This window comes from Streptomyces sp. NPDC107454, assembly GCF_055582885.1.
Genome location: NZ_JBVJPA010000021.1, coordinates 151,364 through 172,694 on the forward strand (window position 1 = coordinate 151,364; position 21,331 = coordinate 172,694).

A 21,331-nucleotide genomic window follows, 5' to 3' on the forward strand; every position below is an offset into this window, starting at 1 on the left:
CTACGATTTCGGCCCGTGGATCCTATGAAACCTCACCACTCGCAGGTCTGTGTCGTCGTCATCGGTTACAACGACGCCGACCACGTGACGGACGCGGTGCGTTCGGCACTCGCTCAGGGCCCGGCCGTCCGGGAGGTGCTGGCCGTCGACGACCGCTCGACCGACGGCAGCGCCGACCTCCTCGACCGCCTCGCCGCCGATGAGCCGCGCGTGAAGGTCATACGCCGCCCGGAGAACAGCGGCGGCTGCGGGAGCCCCCGCAACGACGGGATCGACGCGGCGACCGCCCCGTACGTGATGTTCCTGGACAGCGACGACGTGCTGCCGCCGGGCGCCGTGGACGCGCTGCTCGAAGCGGCGCGGGAACAGCGCACGGAGGTCGCGGCGGGTCTGTGCGTACGCCGCGAACTGCCCTCGGGCCGCGAGGTCCCCTGGGAACGCGACCTCTACGCGAAGCCCGCGCTGATCCCCCACCCGACGCAGCGGCCCCGTCTGGTCCACGACACGCTGTGCGTCAACAAGCTGTACCGAACCGACTTCCTTCGTGAACACGCGATCCGCTTCCCCGAGGGCCGTCACCCGTACGAGGACTTCGTGTTCACCGCGCGCGTGCTGGCCGCCGGGCCGCGCATCGCGCTGATCCCCGACACGGTGTACGTGTGGCATGTGCGGCGCGGCGCCCAGCAGTTGTCGATCTCGCTGGACCGCGCGGACATCGAGAACTGGCGCTCCCGCACCAAGGCGCACCACACCGCCTACGAGATCCTGCTCAGCGCCGGCGAGAAGCAGCTCGCCCGGGCCGCCAACGCGAAGTTCCTCGACCATGAACTGCGCATGTACGCCCGTGAGTTGGAGCTGCGCGACGCCGACTACCGGCGGGCTTGGTGGGAGCTCACGCGCACGTACCTGTCGACGTTCGACGCAAGCGACTTCACCGTCAACCCGACCGCCCCCGGCCGGCTGATCGCCCGTGTCGTGCTCGCCTCCGAAGAGCCCCGCGACCTGCCGCGCCTCAAGGAACTCGCCGCCCGCCCGGCCCGGTTGCGCCCGCCGTACGCCCGCGCCGCCGACGGCACGCCCGTCTGGTCGGACGACCTTCCCCAGGTCACGCTGGACCACTACCTGCAACGCCCCGCGCATGTGCTGCCCGCGGCGGTCGACGCGGAACTGCGTCCCCGCGCGCGTGCGGCACGGCTGCGGCTGCGCCTGCACGACCTGTACGGACGGCTCGCGGAGGCCGGCCCGGCCTCGGCGGACGTGGAGTTCACGCACCGGGACGAGGAGCGGATCGGGCTGAGCCTGCCGGTCGAGCTGACCCAGGACGCGGACCGGTCCACCTGGTCGGGCGAGCTGCCGGTGGACCTGTCGGCGCTGGGCTCGGGCACCTGGGACCTGCGGCTGCGGGTTCACTACCGTGACGGTTCGAGCCGGGACGTCACCGCGCACGCGGTCGGCGGCGGGGGCCTGCTGCGCCGCCGCGCGGTCCCGAACCTGCGGTACGGCGTCCTGCTGGTGCAGCCGTACCGCACCCACGCGGGGTCGCTGGCCGTGCGTCTGGCGCCCGGACTGCGCGGGTTGACCGACGTGGTGCGCCGTCGGCTCAAGCGCCTGCTTCACTGATGTCACAACGGCACATCGATCTCACCCCGAGCTCCCACTGACTCACACCGACCTCACACCGACCTCACACCGATCACACTCCCGAGGGGACGACCGTTCATGACCTGGCTGATCACCGGCGGCGCCGGCTACATCGGGGCGCACGTGGTGCGCGCGATGCGGGACGCGGGCGAGCAGGCCGTGGTCTACGACGACCTGTCCACGGGCATCGCCGAGCGGGTCCCCTCCGACGTACCGCTGGTGGTCGGCTCGACGCTGGACGCCGAACTGCTGGCCCGCACGATCGAGGAGCACGCGATCACCGGCGTGGTCCACCTCGCGGCGAAGAAGCAGGTCGGCGAGTCCGTCGACCTCCCGCTGCACTACTACCGCGAGAACGTCGAGGGCCTGCGGGTTCTCCTGGAGGCGGTGACGGCGACGTCCGTCGGCTCCTTCGTGTTCTCGTCCTCCGCCGCGGTCTACGGCATGCCGGACGTCAACCTGGTGACGGAGGAGACCCCCTGCGCACCCATGAGCCCCTACGGCGAGACGAAGCTGGCGGGCGAGTGGCTGGTCCGTGCGACGGGCCGCGCCACGGGCCTGTCCACGGCGTCGCTGCGCTACTTCAACGTGGCGGGGGCGGCGACCCCCGAACTCGCCGACGTCGGTGTCTTCAACCTCGTCCCCATGGTCTTCGAGAAGCTCACGGAGGACGCGCCCCCGCGCATCTTCGGTGACGACTACCCGACGCCCGACGGGACGTGCGTTCGGGACTACATCCACGTGGTGGACCTGGCGGAGGCCCACGTGGCCGCGGCCCGCGCCCTGGAGGCCTCGCCCGGGCGGGACCTGACCCTCAACATCGGCCGCGGGGAAGGCGTTTCCGTCCGCGAGATGATCGACCGGATCAACGCGATCACCGGCTACGACCGTCCCGCGGTGACCACACCGCGCCGCCCCGGCGACCCGGCGCGCGTCGTCGCCTCCGCCGACCGCATCGCGGTGGAACTGGGCTGGAAGGCGAAGTACGACGTGCAGGACATGATCACGTCGGCATGGGCGGGGTGGGTACGGCTGCACCCCGGCGCGGCGCGCTCGTAGCGCCTGCCGGCCCAGGCCCTGTCCGGCGGACCGGCCTCAGACGGAGACGGCCTGCGGGGTCCGGCTCTGGCTCTGCTCGGATTCCAGCAGGGGAAAGGTGACGCCGGTCAGTTCCTCGGAGGCCGCCCACAGGCGGACCGCGGACACCGGGTCGCTGGCCGCGGCCGAGCGCCCGACCAGTGTCGGCGCGCCGCGCATCTCGCCGAGCCCGTCGGGTCCCACATAGCTGGCGCCGGGCAGGTCCTGCGTCGCGGCGTACAGCGTGGGCAGGGCGCCGGCCTTGTTGTCCTGGGCGATGAACCGGTTGCCCACCGCCATCAGCGTGCGCCGCAGCACGCTGGCGTCCCGGCCCTGGAGACCGGTGGCGGCCCAGCCGGGGTGCGCGGCGAGGGCCCGCACGGACGAACCCGCGGCGGCCAGCCGGCTCTGGAGTTCCAGGGTGAACAGGAGATTGGCGAGCTTGGACTGGCTGTAGGCGGCGACGGGCGAGTACTCGCCGGTCAGGTTCAGGTTCTCGAAGTGGATGCGGGGGGTGCCGGGCATCTTGTGCGCCCCCGAGGACACGGTGACCACCCGGTCGGTGAGGTACGGCAGCAGCAGGTTCGTCAGGGCGAAGTGCCCCAGGTGGTTGGTCCCGAACTGCATCTCGAAGCCGTCCTTCGTGGCGGCCTCGGGGATGTTCATGACGCCCGCGTTGTTGATCAGCAGATCGAGTCCGCCCCGCCAGGACGCGGCGAACTCACGCACGGACGCGAGGTCCGCGAGGTCCAGTCGGCGCACCTCGACGCTTCCGTTGACCGTGCGGGCGGCGGCCTCCCCGCGCTCCGGGTCCCGTACGGCGAGGACGACATGGGCGCCGGCCCGGGCGAGGGCGTCGACGGTGGCGATGCCGAGCCCGCTGTTGGCGCCGGTGACCACGGCCGTACGGCCGCGCTGGTCACCGATGTCGCCCGCGTTCCACTTGCTGTTCTGATCAGCCGAGTGCTTGGTAGCCATGCCCTGAATGTAGACGCCGACAACAATGATGTCAACGACAACAATGATGACGATGCCAACAAAGCTGACAGCGCCAACAATGTAGTCGCCGGTTACATACCGGATAGACTGTCGGGCATGCAGACCCGCCCTCGCCGCTACCACCATGGAGACCTGCGCGCCGCACTGCTGACCCGCGCCGAGGAAACGCTCGAGGAGAAGGGCCCCGGCGCCCTGTCCCTGCGCGAACTGGCCCGCGACCTGGGCGTCAGCCACGCGGCCCCGAGCCGGCACTTCAAGGACAAGCAGGCCCTGCTGGACGCGCTGGCCCTGGCCGGCTTCGAACGGCTCCTGGCCACCCTGAACGCGTCGCAGGAGACCGCGGGCGAGTCCTTCGCCGACCGGCTCGGCGCCCTGGCCCGCACCTACGTGGGCTTCGCCACCGCCAACGCGGAACTCCTGGACCTCATGTTCGCCGTCAAGCACGACCCGGCGGCGTCCGAGGCCCTGGTCGAGGCCGCCCAGAGCATGGGGGGCCTGGCCGCGGAACTCATCACGGAGGCCCAGGGCCGGGGCGAGGTGCGCGAAGGCCCCCTGGAAGCAATCGCCATCCCGATCTTCAGCACCCTCAACGGCTTCGCGCGGCTCGCGGTCAGCGTCACCCTGCCCAGCGCCACCCTGGACAGGGACCTGGAACACGTCATCGCCCACACCCTCCGCGGCTGCGCCCCGGACTCCCCCGCACCGCGCTGACCCCATGCCCCGCCCTCAAGAACGCGCCGTCGCCACCGTTCTCGGCTCCGCCGTGGGAGACGCCCTCGGCGCGCCCTTCGAGTTCGGGCCCGAGGGAGCGTTCTCGGCCCGCTTCCCCACCGCCGGGCAGGGCGGGGAAATGTGCGGAGGGGGCGGCTGGGACCCGGGCGAGGCGACCGACGACACCCAGATGGCGGTGCTGGTCGGCGAGTCCCTGACGGACCACGACGCCCTCGAACTCCCCGACATCTTCCGCAGATTCCGGCGCTGGGCCGCCGCCGACCCCAAGGACATCGGCCTGCAGACCGAAGCCGTGCTCACCGGCAACGACCCCTGGGACCTCGCCGCCGCCCTGCACTTCCAGGTCAGCCAACGGGCCGCCGGGAACGGGGCGTTGATGCGGGCGGCCACGTCCGCCGTGTACTTCGCGCGGCAGGGCCGGGACGCCACCATGGAGGCCGGCCGCCGCATCGCCGCACTCACCCACGGCGACCGCGCGGCGTGGGAAGGCACCGCGATCTTCCACGAGTTGATCCGGGTCGCGCTCGACGGCGGCCATCCGGTCACCGCCGTACCGGACGTCCTGGAGGCCGTGCATCCCGACCATCGGGCCCGGTACGCCGTCGTTCTCGCCGACGCCTGGCACCCCGATCAGGCGACAGAGTTCAACGGGGCGGTGTGGCCCTGTCTCGGGTCCGCCCTGTGGGCGGTGCGGAGCACGGGCTCCTACGAGGACGCCGTGCGGGCCGCCGTCGATCTCGGCGGCGACACGGACACCGTAGCCGCCGTCACGGGTGGGCTGGCCGGAGCCGTCCACGGGGTGGACGGGATTCCGGGGCCGTGGGTGGCGGCGCTGCACGTGCCGTTGCCGGGGTTCGGCGGGCGGGTGCTGAGGGCGGCCGAACTCGTCGGGCTGGCCCGGCGGCTGGCGGGGTGAGTGCCGGCCGCCGGGAACCGACGGGTACCGACGGGTACCCGGTGTGTACCGGGTACGGCTCACGAGTCCCTGTTGAGGTACGCCAGGACCGCGAGCACCCGGCGGTGGCCGCTGTCGCTCGGCGGCAGGCCCAGCTTCAGGAAGACATTGCCGATGTGCTTGCTGACGGCCCGTTCCGTGACGACCAGCGTCTTGGCGATGGTCGTGTTGTCGCGGCCTTCGGCCATCAGCTTCAGAACCTCGCGCTCGCGGGGCGTGAGCGTGTCGACCGGATCGTCACGGCGCCGGGTGAGCAGCTCGGTGACGACCTCGGGGTCGAGAGCCGTACCGCCCGTCGCGACCCGGTCGAGCGCGTCGAGGAACTCGTCCACCCGGCCCACCCGATCCTTGAGCAGATAGCCGACCCCGCTCGCACCGCCGCCGAGCAGCTCGGCGGCGTACGACTCCTCGACGTACTGGGAGAGCACGAGCACCGGCAGACCGGGCATCTCCTTGCGTGCCTCCAGGGCAGCGCGCAGGCCCTCGTCGCGGAAGCCCGGCGGCATCCGGACGTCGAGCACGGCGATGTCCGGCCGGTGCTCCAGGAGGGCGGGCAGCACCTCGGGGCCGCTGCCCGCGACGGCCACGACCTCGTGCCCGGCGGAGGTCAGCAGCAGCACCATCCCCTCCCGCAGGAGGGCGTTGTCCTCGGCGATCACCACACGCACGGCGGCCTCGTCTCCACTGTCCCGGTCACCACACGCACGGCAGCTCCACCTCGATCACGGTCGGCCCCCCGACGGGGCTGGTCATCAGCAGGGTCCCGTCGAGCGCGGCCACGCGTCGCTGCATACCGAGCAGTCCGGAGCCACCCCCCTGGTCGGCTCCGCCCTGTCCCTCGTCGGCGACCCGGACGCTCAGCCCGCCCCGGTTGCGGACCAGCCGTACCTCGGCGCGCTCGGATCCGCTGTGCTTGGCCGCGTTCGTCAGCGACTCGGCGACCACGAAGTACGCCGCCGCCTCGACCGCCGCCGGGGCCCGGGACCCGCTCCGCGCCCCGTCCTCCAGGCCGTCCACGACGACGGTGACGTCCAGCCCGCTGCTCGCGGCGAGCGCCCGTACGGCGCCGGCCAGTCCCCGGTCGGTGAGGATCGGCGGGTGGATGCCGCGGACGACGTGGCGCAGCTCGGTCAGCGCCTCCTCGGCCTGGCTCTGCGCGTCCTCGAGAAGTCTGAGCGCGGTCTCCGGGTCGCGTTCGTAGGCCCGTTTGGCGATACCGATGCGCATCGACAGGGAGACCAGCCGGGCCTGTGTGCCGTCGTGCAGGTCGCGCTCGATGCGGCGCAGTTCGGCGCCGTGCGCGGCGATCGCACCGGCCCGGGTCTCGGTCAGCTCCTCGATCCGGACGGCGAGCAGCGCCTCCGGTGAGGGCTTGAGCAGGGCGGTGGACCAGGCGGCGTCGAGGTCCGCGAGCAGGCCGATCAGCGGCAGGACGAGCGGGGAGCGGCCGAGCAGCCCCTGTCGTACGCCGTCGACGGGCAGGCCCAGCAGCCACAGCGGGACGGCGAGCAGTCCGAGGAAGCCGTAGACGTAGTGGGAGACCATCCAGCGGAAGTCGCCGAGCGTGCCGGGGCCGCGGACCGCCGTGCGCAGTCGTTGCCGCAGCGGACCCTCGATGGGCTGGTAGGCCTCGGGGATCACCTTGCCCGTCCACCGGGCCACCAGGTTCCGCTTGGCCCCGGCGATCCGCCGGATCAGCAGCACCGTCTCGGGCAGCAGCCCGGCGCCGACGACCGCGAGCGTCAGCGTGGCCGTGATCAGCAGCACGGTGATGAAGAGGATCGTGCCGAAGGCCAGCGCGGCGGACATGACGAGGCCGGCCGTGGCCCGCGCGGCCTGCCGCACCGTCTCTCGCATGGCCACAGGTTAGGCGAACGTCAGCCCCCGCGGGCGAACAGGTGACCGGGTGAGGTGCAGCCCACTGCACCAGGGGTTCGGGAGAGCGCTCCTGTCGTCGAAGCCGGCCCTCTGGTTCCTGTTCCTGTTCCTGTTCCTGTTTCTGTTCGACCTCGTCGTCGCCGCGGTCGGCATGGGAGTCGTCTCCCTCGGCGCGGGCAGCGCCCTTCTCAAGGGCCGCAAGGTGGGACAGCACGCCGTCCGAGCGCCCTTCGGCAGGTGACGGAACCCGCCGCCCTGCGGACCGGCGCCCTCACAACGCCCGCAGCGCCGCCGCCGTGGCCCGGGCCAGGCTCGCCAGGTACCCCTTCGGCAGCTTGGGCCCGCGGACCACCACCGCCCGCCAGTACAGCGGGCCCGACATGAGGTCGAGCGCGAGTTCCTGGTCGATTCCCTCGCGCACCTCGCCCCGCCCGGCCGCCGCCGCGACGATCCCGCTCGCCACTCCCTGCTGGCCTTCCCGCAGCGCCTTCTGCATGGCGTCCGCGATGTCGGGGTTGCGGGCCGCCTCCGCCTGGAGGTCCGGGATGATCTGGCCGGCCACGGGGTGGCGCAGCGCGCGGGAGGTGACCTCGTACAACAGCCGCAGGTCGCCCTCCAGGGAGCCCGTGTCGGGGGCGGGCAGTCCCTGGATCGCGATGGCGGAGACCAGGTCGAGCACCAGGTGCAGTTTCGAACGCCATCGCCGGTACACCGCCGTCTTGCCAACGCCCGCGCGGCGCGCGATGCCCTCGATGGACATCCGGGCGTAGCCGACGGCCGCGAGCTCCTCGAAGACGGCGGCCCGGATCGCCTCGGTCACGTCCTCGCGCAGCACGGCCGCCCCCGCGGGAGCCCTACGACGCGGGGCCTTCCCGGCAGCACTCCCCGCGTTCGCGGCGGCACTCGTGGTGTCGGCGTTCGTCGTCATGCCTTCCAGCATAGGGCGTTACGACGAAACGGTTGCGTTCCGACGTCGAGAAGCCATAGTCTCGCGTTGCGACGATACGGTCCCGTCCCGACGTAAGCAGCTGGCAAAGCCACAGTTAAGAAACGTCAAGGACGGCCCGCGCATCCCACCCCCCGAGCGAAAGCAGCGGATGTGAGCCAGGTCCTCCACACACCGCCGACGTCGGTTCCCCCCACCGACGATCCCGCGGCGCTCGCCGCCCAGTACGGCCTCACGGTCAGTGGCGCCCGCCCGACCCTGCCTGAATACGTCCGCCAGCTCTGGGCACGGCGTCACTTCATCACCGCCTTCGCCACCGCCAAGCTCACCGCCCAGTACAGCCAGGCGAAGCTCGGCCAGGTCTGGCAGGTGGCGAACCCGCTGCTGAACGCGGCGGTCTACTACTTCATCTTCGGTGTGCTGCTCGGCACCAAGCACGGCGTGCCCGACTTCGTGCCGTTCCTGGTCACCGGCGTCTTCATCTGGACCTTCACACAGAGCTCGATCATGGCGGGCACCCGGGCGATCTCCGGCAGCCTCGGCCTGGTCCGGGCCCTGCACTTCCCGCGGGCCGCGCTGCCGGTGTCGTACGCCATCCAGCAGCTCCAGCAGCTGCTGTTCTCGATGGCCGCGCTGGTCGTCATCCTGCTCTGCTTCGGCATTCCCGTGAGCGCGTCGTGGCTGCTCGTCGTGCCGATCCTGACGCTGCAGTTCGTCTTCAACGCGGGCGTGGCGATGATCATGGCGCGGATGGGCGCCAAGACGCCGGACATCGCACAGCTCATGCCGTTCGTGCTGCGCACCTGGATGTACGTCTCCGGTGTCATGTGGAGCATCGCCTCGACGCTCAAGCACAGCCACATGCCGCACTGGGCGATGGTCGCGCTGGAGAGCAACCCGGCCGCCGTTTACATCGACCTGACGCGCTACGCGCTGATCGACAGCTTCAAGGCCCACCAGCTGCCGCACCACGTGTGGGCGCTGGCGATCGGCTGGGCGCTGCTCGCCGGAGTCGGCGGCTTCATCTACTTCTGGAAGGCCGAGGAGACGTACGGACGTGGCTGACATGGCTGACACCCTCATGCAGGACGCCCGGCCCCAGGATGCGGCCGGCAGCGCCGACGCGCTCGTCCCCACCGTCGTCGCCGACCACGTGGACATCGTCTACCGGGTCAACGGCACGGGGGCGGGGCGGGGCAGCGCCACCGCCGCGCTCAACCGCATGCTGCGGCGGGGGCAGGCCGAGAAGGCCGCGGGCGTACGCAAGGTGCACGCCGTCAAGGACGTGTCCTTCACCGCCTACCGCGGCGAGGCCATCGGGCTGATCGGCACCAACGGGTCGGGCAAGTCCACCCTGCTCAAGGCGGTCGCCGGCCTCCTTCCCGTGGAGAACGGCAAGATCTACACCGACGGTCAGCCCTCGCTGCTCGGCGTCAACGCGGCCCTGATGAGCGACCTCACGGGCGAACGGAACGTCTACCTCGGCGGGCTCGCCATGGGCATGTCCCGCGAGCAGGTCAAGGAGCGCTACCAGGAGATCGTCGACTTCTCCGGCATCAACGAGAAGGGCGACTTCATCACCCTGCCGATGCGGACGTACTCCTCCGGGATGGCGGCGCGGCTGCGGTTCTCCATCGCGGCGGCCAAGGACCACGACGTGCTGATGATCGACGAGGCCCTCGCCACGGGGGACCGCTCCTTCCAGAAGCGCTCCGAGGAGCGGATCCGGGAGTTGCGCAAGCACGCGGGCACCGTGTTCCTGGTGAGCCACAACAACAAGTCGATCCGGGACACGTGCGACCGGGTGCTGTGGCTGGAGCGGGGGGAGCTTCGCTTGGACGGGCCCACGGAGGATGTGCTCGCGGAGTACGAGAAGTTCACGGGGAAGTAGGGGCGACTCAGGGGGGTGCGGGGAACCGTGTGCTGCCGGCTGCGGGTTGTACGTGGCTGAGCGCGCAGTTCCCCGCGCCCCTTTGGGGCGCGCCTCGGTGGGCCGGAATCGACCGGCCCACCGAATTCACTTCTACCTCTCCAAGAAGGTGAACAGGTCTTCCCACCTGCGGACGATCTCGTCCGTCGTGTAGCGCTGGATGTTGACGCGGGCCGCCTCGCCCATGCGGTCGCGCAGGTCCTTGTCGGACATCAGGGTGTCGAGGCGGCGGGCCAGTTCCCCGGTGTTGCCCAGGGCCGCCAGGAGACCGTCCTCGCCGTCCTGGACGATCTCGTGGACGCCGGGAGCGCAGTCGAAGGCGGCACACGGGAGGGCGGTCGCCATGGCCTCCATGAGGGCGAGGGGGAAGCCCTCGCCGCGGGAGGACAGGACGAAGACGGAACCACCGCGCAGGGCGCCGGGTACGTCGCTGGTGCGGCCCATCCACTCGACGGAGTCGTCGAGGCCGAGGGCGGTGCACTGTTTCTTGAGGATCTCCTCGTCCTCGCCGGAGCCGAAGATCCGCAAGGTCCAGTCGGGATGGCGGGGCGCCACCTCGGCCCAGGTGTCGAGGAGCATGTCGATGCCCTTCTGGTCCGAGAGCCGGCCGACGCTGACGACGACGTTCTCGGTGCGCGAGGAGGGCACCTCGGGCATGAAGGGGATCGGGTTCGGCATGAAGGACGCGTTGTCGAGGCCCTGGCGGATCCACAGGTCGGCGTCCTCGCGGGTGAGCGCGAGCATCCGGTCGACGTCCTTGTAGTGCTTCTGCACCCGTCCGAAGCGCGAGGTCGCCTTCGAGTACGCGAAGGACTCGTGGCTCATGCCGATGACGGTCAGGCCCGTGGTGTCGGCGAGCTCCACCCACTCCATCGCCCACACCTGCGTGACGATCACGACGGCACCGGGGCGCGTGGCCCGGAACAGCCGGGTCAGCTTGGCGGCCTGCTCGCGCATGCCCGCCGCCCGTTCGGCACGCAGCCTGCGCTCGGTGACGTTCAGCCGCCCCTTGATGCCGCGCGCGGAGCCCACGCGCGGCGGGTGGACCTCGTACAACGTCGTGGTGGGGTACGGGAGTTCGCCGAGCTCCTGGACGACCGCGGGCTCGGTGATGCCGATGACGTGCACGCGGTGGCCGCGCTCGGTGAACAGCCGGGCCATCTGGTGCGACCAGCTGGTCACGCCGCCGAGCTCGTCGACGCTGTTGGAGACGAAGAAGACGTCCCGCTCGCTGTACGCGGTCACGCGCGCCTCCACTGGGAGAAGAACTGGTCGACGATGCTCTGCGCGGCGTTGCCCTGGTCGAACTCGCCGAAGTCGGCGACGAACCGCTCGCGCGGGGCCGCATACTTCACCTTCTGATCCTCCAGCGAGTCCAGGACCGCGTGCAGCTCGTCCTCGGTGCGGACGACCGGGCCGGGGGCCCTCTCCAGCAGGTCGAAGTAGGTTCCGCGGCCTTCGTGCACGTACTCGTCGTAGTCGTACGTGAAGAAGAACATCGGGCGGTCGAGGAGGGAGTAGTCGAACATCACGGACGAGTAGTCGGTGATCAGAGCGTCGGCGAGCGCCAGCAGCGGGGTCATGTCGTGGTAGTCCGTCACGTCGATGACCCGGCCGCGCACGGACGGCGGCAGCACGACGTGGTTGAGGTAGTGCGAGCGGACCAGGAGGACATAGCGGTCGCCGAAGGTGTCGGCGAAGCGCTCCACGTCGAAGGGCAGCTCGAACCGGCGCTTGCCGCCGCGCTGACGGAAGGTCGGCGCGTACAGCAGGATCTGCTTGTCCTCCGGGATGCCGAACTCGGCCGCCAGCGCGCCGCGCTCCCGCTGCCCGGTGGCCTCCTCGCGCTCCTTGGCCTGGACGAGCGCGTCGTTGCGCGGGTAGCCCACCCGCAGCAGCGTCCGCTCCTGGAGCCGGAACGCCCGCGCGAGGGTGCGCACGTCGTGCTCGGAGCGGATCAGGAAGCGGTCGAAGCGGTCGAGGGTGCGCTGCTGCTCGGCCTGCTCCTCACGGGACTTGAGCTTCCACTCCGGCTCGTCGAAGCCCATCCGCTTGAGCGCCGAACCGTGCCAGGTCTGGATGTACGTCGTCTCGGGCCGCTTGGTGACCTTCAGCGGGTAGCTCTGGTTGTCGACCCAGTACTCGGCCTGGGCGAGCGCCTTGAGGTACGGCAGCGACCAGCGGCGTACGAGGGTGGCGTCGTCCGGGAAGCCCTGGGGACTGTCCGCGTAGGCCCACACGGCCTCGAAGTCGATGCCCTGGCGGCGCATCTCCTCGTAGATGGCCTTGGGGCTGTCGCTGTACTGCCGGCCCAGGTGGCTCTCGAAGACGACGAGGCCCTTCTTGACGGGCAGGCGGCTGAACACGTCGTGGTAGACGCGGAGCTTGGTGTCGCCGGAGGCGAGTTCCTTGCGCAGCGCCTTGACCTTGCGGTAGCCGGTCTTGGCGAGCCGCCCGGTCGGGCCCTGCACACCGCGCTGGACGAGTTCGTTGGCCTTCTTGTCCGGGACGAGCCGGAAGGAGAGGTGGCCGCGGGAGGAGACCTCGGGCTCGATGCGGTCGGCGACCAGCCGGGTCAGGCGGGGGCGGACGGGCAGGTGCCCCTGGGCCAGCTCGGGCTCGGAGGCCGTGAGCCGGGTCGTGGTGCGGACCGTCCTCGCGCCTTCGCCCTCACCGGCGACGGCGAGGTGGAGACGTACGTCCCAGACCGCGTCCACGATGCCGAGCGGACGCAGGCCCTTGGCGAGGTCGGCCGAGGCCTCCCAGGCGATGGCCCCGCCCTCGTGCCGCACGGTGGCCACGGGGAAGCGGAAGGTCTGGAAGCGCACGCCCGGACGACGGGCGTAGAACTCCAGCTGCGCGGAGAGCCGGGCATCGGGCGGGATCACGCCGAGCGGGTTGGTGATGCGCCCGGCCAGCCGGACGGTGCCGTCGGTCTCCGCGTATCCGGTCAGCGCGTTGCGCAGGAACATCTTCTCGACCGGCTTGGTGTGGTAACCGAGCTCGGTGACGTCCAGGACGTGCCGGGCGAAGGCGTCGTCCTCGATGTGCTCGGCGCACCAGTACACGCGCCCCTCGTGCTCGACGAGCGGCGAGGAGATCTTGTCGCGGTTGCTGAGCGTGTCCACGGCGGGCAGCAGGTTGTCCCAGTCGGCCTCGTGGAGGAGGTACGCGCAGATGGCGTGGATCGGCTCGACCTCGTCGAAGGCGATGCGGTCGATCGACTCCAGGTAGGTGCGCGCGATCTGCGCGAACTCCTGGCGGTAGGTCTCGTCACGGAAGGGCAGCTCGCGCAGGTGCAGCACCAGGTCGTGCTTGAGCCACTTGACGTCCTTGGCGAACTTCAGCTCCAGCAGGCCGTGGTCGGCGAGGAGCTGGTCGACCCGGCGGTGGATCTCCATGCGGTGCGTGAAGTTGGCGATCTCGTCACGCCGGTTGCTGATGGACTTGACGGTCGACGTCGCCGGTTTGTCCACGATCCGCCAGTCGTACACCCGGTTCGGGATGAGCGTGATGCGCTGGGCGGCCACGTAGGCCTGTGCGGAGAACAGCAGGTCCTCGTAGTGGATCCCGACCGGGAACTCGAGGCCCTCATCGAGCAGGAACTGCCTGCGATAGCACTTGTTCGTCGACAGGGTGTCGAAGACCAGCAGGTCGGGCAGCTCGGAGATGGACTCCAGGGTGCGCGTGCGGTCGTACAGCCAGGGGTACCACTTGACCTCCTTGCCGGTACGCGAGTCGACGTGCACACGCACGCACAGGCCCGAGACGAGGTCAGCGCCGGTGGACTCGGCGGCCTCCAGCATGTTGCGGCAGGCGTTGCGCTCCAGGACGTCGTCACTGTCGAGGAAGAGGACGTAGTCGCCGCGGGCCTGCTGGATGCCGTGGTTGCGGGGGGCGCCGCAGCCGCCGCTGTTCTCGGGCAGCCTGAAGGCCCGGACGCGGTCCGGGTGCGCGGCGGCCAGTCGCTGTGCCACGTCGTACGAGCCGTCCGTACTGCGGTCGTCGACGATGACGACCTCGACACCGCGCAGGGTCTGGTCGAGAACGGAGCGCACGGCCGTCGTCAGCCGGGACGCGTCGTTGTAGACGATCACGACCACGGACACGGCGGGCAAGGCTGCTGTTTCTGCTGGCGGGCAGGGGTGATCCACACTCATCCTATTAATGCTAGACATTCCTGATGGTTCAACCTAGGCGATCTAGTCCATTTGCGTATCACCCAGGTAGATGCCGATCGCCCGCAAAGGGTTGCGAGCGGCTGTCTAGCGGCTGTGTCTCACCTGTTCGAACACCCAGGTGCGGTACACGAGGAAACGGAACGCCGAGGCCAGCACGATCGACAGCGCCTTGGCCAGGTTGGAGCCGAGCGGGGTGTCCATGCCCAGGCCGTGATAGCCGATGTAGAACAGCGCGCTCTCCATGATGACACCGATGCCGCTGAAGGCGAAGAACAGGGCGATCTGGCGTCGGGTACGCGAGGCCCGGTCACGGTAGGCGAAGAAGCGGAAGCCGAGGTAGTTGCTGCCCATGGCGACACAGCTGGCGATGACCGTGGCGGCCATCGGGGCCCACTTCAGGCCGTGCAGGAGAAGGTTGAAGACCAGGAAGTTGACTGCGATACCGCTACCGCCGACGGCCCCGAACTTCACCACTTCGAGGACGATCCGCCGGGTCCTTTCGATCGCCCCGGGAGGAGTGGCGGCTGGTGCGGGCTGGGGCGGTGCGGAGGCCTGTCGGCCGACACGGGCCCGCCCCTCGGAGAGATTCACAGTCACGATTGTCCCTTTTATCAGCAATAGGTAAATTCCAGTTCCGGTTTTCCCGAGAGATCCGCAAGAGCGAGGCAAGAGGGCGGCCGAGGCGCTTGCGCCTACCTGCACAAACAGGGGCAGCCCCGGCCTTCCCGGCCGGGGCTGCCCCCTCGACGTACATCCGATCGAGTGAAACAAGTGCGCTCACGAGTGAGCCGAGCGCACTCAGAGGTGCGCTACGAGTGCGTCCGCAGAAGCGTCCGCATCGTGCGCATCGCCACCGACAGGTTCGCCAGGTCGAACGAGTCCGAGGTCTGGATCTCCTCCAGGGTGGTGCGGGCGCGGCCCAGGATCGCCGCGTTCTTCTCCTCCCAGGCCTTGAAGCGCTGCTCCGGGGTCGAGGTGCCGTTGCCGACGGCGAGCACGTCCGCGGTGAGCGCCGCGTGGGCCGCGTACAGGTCCTCGCGGATCGAGGCGCGGGCCATCGACTGCCAGCGGTCGGCACGCGGGAGCTCGATGATGCGGTCCATGAGCTGGGTGATGTTCAGGCGGTCGGCGAGGTCGTAGTACACCTCGGCGACGGCCATCGGGTTCTTGCCCATGCGGTCGGCCACCGCGACGATGTCCAGCGTCGGGAAGGCCGAGGAGAACCCGGCCACGTGCGTGGCCAGCTCCTCGGGGACGCCGGCGCCCGTCAGCTCCTCGAAGATCTGCTGGTACCACTCCAGGTCCGCACCGCGCAGCAGCTTGGGCAGCTCGCCCCAGACCTGCGCGACCCCCTCGCTGAAGAAGGAGATGTTCTCGGCGAGCTGGAGCGGCTGCGGCCGGTTGTTGAGCAGCCAGCGCGTGCCGCGCTCGACGAGACGGCGCGAGTGCAGCCGGATCCTGGTCTGGACATCGGCGGCGACGACATTGTCGAGCGCCTCCACCGCGTCCCACACCTTGCTCGACTCGAAGATCGCGCGGGCCGCGGTCTGCGCCCGGACGATCTCCTCCAGGGACGCGCCCGTCTCCTCACGGAGGCGGTGCAGGAAGCTCGTACCACCCGTGTTGACCGTGTCGTTGACCAGGACGGTCGTCACGATCTCGCGGCGCAGCGCGTGCGCCTCGATCTGCTCGCGGAACTTCTCACGCAGCGCGGTGGGGAAGTACGCGAACAGCAGGCTCTGCAGGTACGGGTCGTCGGGCAGCGAGGTGGAGAGCAGCTCGTCGGAGACCGTGATCTTCGTGTACGCGAGGAGCACGGCCGTCTCAGGACCGGTCAGGCCCTGCCCGGAGTTGAGCCGCTCACGGATCTGCCGCTCGTTGGGCAGGAACTCCAGCGCCCGGTCGAGGTGGCCCTCCCTGACCAGGAAGCGCAGGAAGCGCTGCTGGGCGTGGAGCATGCTCGGCGACTGGGCCAGCGCGTTGGCGATCGCCACGTTCTGCGCGTAGTTGTTGCGCAGGACCAGGGCGCCGACCTCGTCGGTCATCTCGGCGAGCAGCTTGTTGCGCTGCTTGACCGTCTGATCGCCGTTGGTCACGACCGCGTTGAGCAGGATCTTGATGTTCACCTCGTGGTCGGAGGTGTCCACGCCCGCGCTGTTGTCGATGGCGTCGGTGTTGATCTTGCCGCCGTGCTGCGCGAACTCGATCCGGCCCAGCTGGGTCAGACCGAGGTTGCCGCCCTCGCCGACGACCTTGACGCGCAGGTCGGCGCCGTCGACGCGGATGGCGTCGTTGGCCTTGTCGCCGACGTCCGCGTGCGACTCGGCGGACGCCTTGACGTACGTACCGATGCCGCCGTTCCACAGCAGGTCGACCGGCGCCTTGAGGATCGCCCTCATCAGGTCGGCCGGGGTCATCTTGGCGACACCGGCCTCGATGCCGAGGGCCTCGCGGACGTGCGCGTTGACCGGGATCGCCTTGGCGGTCCGCGGGAAGACTCCACCGCCGGCCGAGATCAGCTCGGTGTTGTAGTCGGCCCAGGACGAGCGCGGCAGCTCGAAGAGGCGACGCCGCTCGGCGTACGAGGTCTCCGCGTCCGGGGTCGGGTCGAGGAAGATGTGCCGGTGGTCGAAGGCGGCGACCACGCGGATGTGCTCGGAGAGCAGCATGCCGTTGCCGAACACGTCACCGGACATGTCACCGACGCCGACGACGGTGAAGTCCTCGGTCTGGGTGTTGACGCCCAGCTCCCGGAAGTGCCGCTTCACGGACTCCCAGGCACCGCGCGCGGTGATGCCCATCTTCTTGTGGTCGTACCCGGCGGAGCCGCCGGAGGCGAAGGCGTCCCCGAGCCAGAAGTTGTAGCTCTCGGCGACCTCGTTGGCGATGTCGGAGAAGGTCGCGGTGCCCTTGTCGGCGGCGACGACGAGATAGGTGTCCTCCCCGTCGTGCCGGACCACGTCCACCGGGGGCACGACCGCACCGGCGACCAGGTTGTCGGTGATGTCGAGCAGCGCCGAGATGAAGGTCCGGTAGCTGCGGATGCCCTCCGCGAGCCAGGCGTCGCGGTCCACGGACGGGTCGGGCAGCTGCTTGGCGACGAAGCCGCCCTTGGCGCCGACGGGCACGATGACGGTGTTCTTCACCATCTGCGCCTTGACCAGGCCCAGGATCTCCGTCCGGAAGTCCTCACGCCGGTCGGACCAGCGCAGACCACCGCGCGCGACCTTGCCGAAGCGCAGGTGCACGCCCTCCACCTTCGGCGAGTACACCCAGATCTCGTACGCCGGTCGCGGCGCCGGGAGGTCCGGGATGGCCTGCGGGTCGAACTTCATGGAGACGTACTCGTGCGGCTTGGCGCCCAACGCCTCCTGGAAGAAGTTGGTGCGCAGGGTCGCCTTGATGAGGGTGAGGAAGGAGCGCAGGATCCGGTCCTCGTCCAGGCTGGCCACCTGGTCGAGAGCGGCGTCCAGCTCCTCCATCAGCGCGTCGGTCAGCTCGACACCGGCGTGCTGGCGCTCCGGCGACATCCGCGCCTCGAAGAGCGAGACAAGCAGCCGGGTGGTGTGGACATTGTTTCGGAGGGTGTCCTCCATGTAGTCCTGGCTGAAGGTGGAGCCCGCCTGGCGCAGGTACTTGGCGTAGGCGCGCAGCACCATCGCCTGCCGCCAGGTCAGCCCGGCGCTCAGCACGAGGGCGTTGAAGCCGTCGTTCTCGGCCTCGCCGGTCCAGGTGGCGGCGAAGGCCTCCTGGAAGCGCTCACGGCCGTCGTCGCCGAGGTAGTCGCCGTTGCCGTTCAGGGACTTGGGCAGGCGCAGCCCGAAGTCGTAGATCCAGGCCGTCGTACGGTCCGAGCAGCGCAGCTCGTACGGGCGCTCGTCGGTGACCTCGACGCCCATGCGGTTGAGGGCCGGCAGGACCGCCGAGAGGGAGACCTGCTCGCCGGTGCGGTAGATCTTGAAGCGGCGCTCGCCGGGACCGGCACCGACCGGCTCGTACAGGCTGAGCGCGAAGTCCTTGCTCCGGTCGCGGGTGAGCTTCTCCAGGTGGACCAGGTCGGCGACCGCGGCACGCGGGGTGTGGTCGGCCTTGTAGCCCTCGGGGAAGGCGCTGCCGTAGCGGCGCAGCAGCTCGGCCGCGCGCTCCTCGCCGCACTCCGCGTTCAGCGCCTCGGCGAAACCGTCGGCCCAGGAGCGGGCGGCCTCGACGAGTCGCACCTCGAGCCTGTCCTTGTCCGCGTCGCTGAGCTGCGTCAGCTCGGTGCCCTGCGGGACCCGGACCACGAAGTGCAGTCGGGAGAGGATCGACTCGGTGTTCCAGGCGGTGAAGTCGACGCTGGTGCCGTTCAGCTCTTCCTTCAGGATGTCGATGATCCTGAGGCGCACCCCGGTGGTGTAGCGGTCGCGCGGGAGGTAGACGAGGGCCGAGTAGTAGCGGCCGTACTCGTCCTGGCGCAGGTAGAGGCGCAGCCGGCGCCGCTCCTGGAGGTAGAGGACGCTGGTGACGATGGCGCGCAGCTCGTCGGCGGGCGTCTGGAAGAGCTCGTCGCGGGGGTAGGTCTCCAGGATCTGGAGCAGGTCGCGGCCGTCGTGGCTGTTGGGCGAGAAGCCCGCGCCCTTGAGGACCTCCTCGACCTTGCGGCGGACCACGGGGACGCGGCGCACGGACTCGGTGTACGCGGCCGAGGAGAACAGGCCCAGGAAGCGCCGCTCACCGACGACGTTGCCCTCGGCGTCGAACTTCTTCACACCGATGTAGTCGAGGTAGGACGGCCGGTGCACGGTGGCGCGGCTGTTGGCCTTGGTGAGGACGAGCAGCTTGTGCTCACGGGCCTTGGCGCGGGCGTCGGCGGGCAGCCGCTCGAAGGACGGGCTGACCGGGTGGCTGTCGTCACCGCCGTGCTGCGGGTCGGAGCGCAGGATGCCGAGTCCGGTGCCGGGGACGGCGGCCAGCGAGTCGTCGTCGTGCAGCTCGTACTCGCGGAACCCCAGGAAGGTGAAGTGGTCGTCCGAGAGCCAGCGCAGCAGCTCACGGGCCTCCTCGACCTCCAGGTCGCGCAGGTCGTCGGCGGTCGGCTCGGTGGGCAGTTCCTCGGCGATGCGCAGCGCGGCGTCGCGCATCTTCTCCCAGTCCTCGACGGCCTCGCGGACGTCGGACAGGACGCGCAGCAGATCGGCGGTGATCTGCTTCAGGTCGGCACGGTCGGTCTCGCGGTCGATCTCGACGTGGATCCAGGACTCGACGTGCGCGTCGTGCGGCAGATCCTCGAGGGTGGGCCGGCCGGGGAGCACCTCGATGAGCTCACCGGTCAGATCGCGCCGTACGACGAACTGCGGGTGGATGACGAGGTGGATGCCGCGGCCCTGCCGGGACAGCTCGTTGGTGACCGAGTCGACGAGGAAGGGCATGTCGTCGGTCACGACCTCGACGACGGAGTGGCTGCAGGTCCAGCCGTTCTCCTCGACGGTGGGCGTGTGCACTCGGACATTGGCCGTGCCCTGGGGGCGATTCTCGGCCAGTCGGTAGTGGGAGAAAGCGGCTCCGAAGACATCGACCGGGTCACGGTCGGTCAGGTCCTCCGGGGCTGTGTGCAGGTAGTAGCGCTGGAGGAACGCGAGCACGGTGTCCTTGTCCGGAGTGCCCTCGCTCGTCGTCCCAGTCGGTAGGTGCCCCCCGACCGGGCTGTTCTCAGCTACCCGGGCAGCCCTCTCGAGCAGCTCGGCCTTGGCTTCGTCCAGCTTGGTCTGCATTGTCCTCTGGCTCCTGTCGCGCGCCGTTGCGTGACGTAGAAGGAAGTACGGTCTCTTCTCCGACGTAACGCCGTGACGCGGGGTGTCCGGTCTGGTCCGACGCTATGCCGCATGGAGAGATGGGCGGGGGGATATCGGCCATTCTCGGCACCCTCGGCGACTGTGACGCTGATCTCTGCGTCGTCCGTCCCCGGGGTGTCCGCGGCCTACGGAGAACGCTCGGGATTCCGCTTGCGCCCGCGTTTCCGCTGGTGCTTGCCGCGGTCGCCGCTCCGTCCCGCCCGTGAAGACCAGCGATCGCCGCCCGGTCACGGATGTCGTCCGTGCGCTCCGGGCGCGAGGCAGGGGCAACTGGGCCCCCGCGAGATATCGCGCTGATCACGCCACCAGGCTATCGCTCCCTACCCGGGGCCCGTCATGAGCCGTATGTGTACAAAACCGGGGGTGGAACTTTGACAGTATGCACAGGGACGAAAGGGACGGGAACGTGCAGTCCTCCGGTAACCCTCTCCTGCGGCACCACGTTGACGAGGACGGTGGGGCAGAGGCGGAATAGAGCTGGGGCCCGCTGAAGCTCCACCGAAGCTCCACCGAAGGGAGCGGCACCGACATGACACCGAAGATCCTGATGGTCACCGGCGACGCGGCGGAATCACTGGAGGTCCTGTACCCCTACCAGCGCCTGCGCGAGGAGGGCTACGAGGTCCATATCGCGGCCCCCACCCGCAAGCAGCTCCGCTTCGTGGTCCACGACTTCGAACCCGGTTTCGACACGTACACGGAGAAGCCCGGCTACACCTGGCCCGCCGACCTCGCGTTCTCGGAGGTCGACCCCGGTCAGTACGCCGCGGTGGTGATCCCGGGCGGCCGCGCGCCCGAGTACCTCCGCAACGACCCCGAACTCCGCAAGATCCTCAAGTCCTTCTTCGACGCCGACAAGCCCGTGGCCCAGATCTGCCACGGCCCGCTCCTCACGGCCGCCGCCGACGCCCTGAGCGGCCGCCGCGTCACCGCCTACCCGGCACTGGAACTGGACATGCAGGCCGCCGGAGCGACCTTCCAGGACGCGGAGGCCGTGGTCGACGGCACCCTCGTGTCCGCCCGCGCCTGGCCGGACCACCCGGCCTGGATGCGCGAGTTCCTCAGGGTGCTGAGGGCGAAGGCGCCGGTGGGCTGAACGACGCGGGGGCGGTGACGTGGGAGGTGTGAGCCGGGTACGCGGCTGCCCCGCCGACGAGGGCC

The 21,331-nt window shown here is 70.0% G+C and carries 16 protein-coding genes; 8 read left to right on the forward strand and 8 right to left on the reverse strand.

Going from position 1 to position 21,331, the window contains the following annotated elements:
* Positions 1-24 precede the first annotated feature (24 nt).
* Both ACZ69M_RS41915 and galE read left to right on the forward strand, forming a co-directional pair.
* Complete coding sequence (locus tag ACZ69M_RS41915; protein ID WP_470058457.1) at positions 25-1,620, forward strand: glycosyltransferase family 2 protein; 1,596 nt, start codon at positions 25-27, stop codon at positions 1,618-1,620.
* A 99-nt stretch (positions 1,621-1,719) separates the two neighbouring features.
* Positions 1,720-2,700 carry a UDP-glucose 4-epimerase GalE gene (gene galE, locus ACZ69M_RS41920; RefSeq protein WP_351703035.1) on the forward strand — a complete coding sequence of 327 codons (981 nt, stop codon included), beginning with the start codon at positions 1,720-1,722 and terminating at the stop codon, positions 2,698-2,700.
* A gap of 36 nt (positions 2,701-2,736) precedes the next feature.
* Here galE and ACZ69M_RS41925 read toward each other — a convergent pair whose 3' ends face one another.
* Positions 2,737-3,696: an oxidoreductase gene (locus ACZ69M_RS41925; RefSeq protein ID WP_470058401.1), complete on the reverse strand. Its 960-nt coding sequence runs from the start codon at positions 3,694-3,696 to the stop codon at positions 2,737-2,739.
* Between the two features lie 117 nt (positions 3,697-3,813).
* Here ACZ69M_RS41925 and ACZ69M_RS41930 point away from each other — a divergent pair, with 117 nt between their 5' ends.
* Entirely contained in the window at positions 3,814-4,428 is a 615-nt protein-coding gene (locus ACZ69M_RS41930; protein ID WP_470058403.1) for a TetR/AcrR family transcriptional regulator, read from the forward strand.
* Positions 4,429-4,432: 4 nt separating this feature from the next.
* Positions 4,433-5,365, forward strand: coding sequence for an ADP-ribosylglycohydrolase family protein (locus tag ACZ69M_RS41935; protein WP_470058405.1), 933 nt, complete (start codon positions 4,433-4,435; stop codon positions 5,363-5,365).
* A 59-nt stretch (positions 5,366-5,424) separates the two neighbouring features.
* Here the strand turns inward: ACZ69M_RS41935 and ACZ69M_RS41940 are convergent, their stop codons facing one another.
* Positions 5,425-6,072 (reverse strand): response regulator transcription factor, encoded by a 648-nt coding sequence (locus ACZ69M_RS41940; protein ID WP_352048961.1) that lies wholly within the window; start codon positions 6,070-6,072, stop codon positions 5,425-5,427.
* A 25-nt stretch (positions 6,073-6,097) separates the two neighbouring features.
* Positions 6,098-7,261: a sensor histidine kinase gene (locus ACZ69M_RS41945; protein WP_470058408.1), complete on the reverse strand. Its 1,164-nt coding sequence runs from the start codon at positions 7,259-7,261 to the stop codon at positions 6,098-6,100.
* A 49-nt stretch (positions 7,262-7,310) separates the two neighbouring features.
* Here ACZ69M_RS41945 and ACZ69M_RS41950 point away from each other — a divergent pair, with 49 nt between their 5' ends.
* The gene (locus ACZ69M_RS41950) at positions 7,311-7,523 is read left to right on the forward strand and encodes a hypothetical protein (RefSeq protein WP_470058410.1); all 213 of its coding nucleotides are present in this window, start codon (positions 7,311-7,313) and stop codon (positions 7,521-7,523) included.
* Positions 7,524-7,553: 30 nt separating this feature from the next.
* On the opposite strand, the gene ACZ69M_RS41955 is transcribed toward ACZ69M_RS41950, so the two are convergent.
* Entirely contained in the window at positions 7,554-8,210 is a 657-nt protein-coding gene (locus ACZ69M_RS41955; protein ID WP_470058412.1) for a TetR/AcrR family transcriptional regulator, read from the reverse strand.
* Positions 8,211-8,381: 171 nt separating this feature from the next.
* Between ACZ69M_RS41955 and ACZ69M_RS41960 the strand changes: the two genes are divergently transcribed.
* Positions 8,382-9,293 carry an ABC transporter permease gene (locus ACZ69M_RS41960; protein ID WP_470058413.1) on the forward strand — a complete coding sequence of 304 codons (912 nt, stop codon included), beginning with the start codon at positions 8,382-8,384 and terminating at the stop codon, positions 9,291-9,293.
* A 16-nt stretch (positions 9,294-9,309) separates the two neighbouring features.
* Positions 9,310-10,119 (forward strand): ABC transporter ATP-binding protein, encoded by an 810-nt coding sequence (locus ACZ69M_RS41965; protein WP_403695834.1) that lies wholly within the window; start codon positions 9,310-9,312, stop codon positions 10,117-10,119.
* Between the two features lie 132 nt (positions 10,120-10,251).
* Here the strand turns inward: ACZ69M_RS41965 and ACZ69M_RS41970 are convergent, their stop codons facing one another.
* The 4 genes from ACZ69M_RS41970 to ACZ69M_RS41985 form a co-directional block, all read right to left on the reverse strand.
* Complete coding sequence (locus tag ACZ69M_RS41970; protein ID WP_470058415.1) at positions 10,252-11,403, reverse strand: glycosyltransferase; 1,152 nt, start codon at positions 11,401-11,403, stop codon at positions 10,252-10,254.
* Positions 11,400-14,318: a bifunctional glycosyltransferase/CDP-glycerol:glycerophosphate glycerophosphotransferase gene (locus tag ACZ69M_RS41975; RefSeq protein WP_470058417.1), complete on the reverse strand. Its 2,919-nt coding sequence runs from the start codon at positions 14,316-14,318 to the stop codon at positions 11,400-11,402. Before ACZ69M_RS41975 ends, ACZ69M_RS41970 begins: the two co-directional genes overlap by 4 nt.
* A gap of 105 nt (positions 14,319-14,423) precedes the next feature.
* Positions 14,424-14,930 carry a GtrA family protein gene (locus tag ACZ69M_RS41980; protein ID WP_470058419.1) on the reverse strand — a complete coding sequence of 169 codons (507 nt, stop codon included), beginning with the start codon at positions 14,928-14,930 and terminating at the stop codon, positions 14,424-14,426.
* A gap of 218 nt (positions 14,931-15,148) precedes the next feature.
* Positions 15,149-20,089, reverse strand: coding sequence for an NAD-glutamate dehydrogenase (locus tag ACZ69M_RS41985; protein ID WP_470058421.1), 4,941 nt, complete (start codon positions 20,087-20,089; stop codon positions 15,149-15,151).
* A gap of 610 nt (positions 20,090-20,699) precedes the next feature.
* On the opposite strand from ACZ69M_RS41985, the gene ACZ69M_RS41990 reads away from it, so the two are divergent.
* The gene (locus ACZ69M_RS41990) at positions 20,700-21,266 is read left to right on the forward strand and encodes a DJ-1/PfpI family protein (protein WP_075029015.1); all 567 of its coding nucleotides are present in this window, start codon (positions 20,700-20,702) and stop codon (positions 21,264-21,266) included.
* Positions 21,267-21,331 lie beyond the last annotated feature (65 nt).

Excerpts from the sequence above, each read along its gene's own strand:
- ACZ69M_RS41915 (WP_470058457.1), top strand. The coding sequence starts at position 25 with ATGAAACCTCACCACTCGCAGGTCTGTGTCGTCGTCATCGGTTACAAC.
- galE (WP_351703035.1), top strand. The coding sequence starts at position 1,720 with ATGACCTGGCTGATCACCGGCGGCGCCGGCTACATCGGGGCGCACGTG.
- ACZ69M_RS41925 (WP_470058401.1), bottom strand. The coding sequence starts at position 3,696 with ATGGCTACCAAGCACTCGGCTGATCAGAACAGCAAGTGGAACGCGGGC.
- ACZ69M_RS41930 (WP_470058403.1), top strand. The coding sequence starts at position 3,814 with ATGCAGACCCGCCCTCGCCGCTACCACCATGGAGACCTGCGCGCCGCA.
- ACZ69M_RS41935 (WP_470058405.1), top strand. The coding sequence starts at position 4,433 with ATGCCCCGCCCTCAAGAACGCGCCGTCGCCACCGTTCTCGGCTCCGCC.
- ACZ69M_RS41945 (WP_470058408.1), bottom strand. The coding sequence starts at position 7,261 with ATGCGAGAGACGGTGCGGCAGGCCGCGCGGGCCACGGCCGGCCTCGTC.
- ACZ69M_RS41955 (WP_470058412.1), bottom strand. The coding sequence starts at position 8,210 with ATGACGACGAACGCCGACACCACGAGTGCCGCCGCGAACGCGGGGAGT.
- ACZ69M_RS41965 (WP_403695834.1), top strand. The coding sequence starts at position 9,310 with ATGCAGGACGCCCGGCCCCAGGATGCGGCCGGCAGCGCCGACGCGCTC.
- ACZ69M_RS41975 (WP_470058417.1), bottom strand. The coding sequence starts at position 14,318 with ATGAGTGTGGATCACCCCTGCCCGCCAGCAGAAACAGCAGCCTTGCCC.
- ACZ69M_RS41985 (WP_470058421.1), bottom strand. The coding sequence starts at position 20,089 with ATGCAGACCAAGCTGGACGAAGCCAAGGCCGAGCTGCTCGAGAGGGCT.
- ACZ69M_RS41990 (WP_075029015.1), top strand. The coding sequence starts at position 20,700 with ATGACACCGAAGATCCTGATGGTCACCGGCGACGCGGCGGAATCACTG.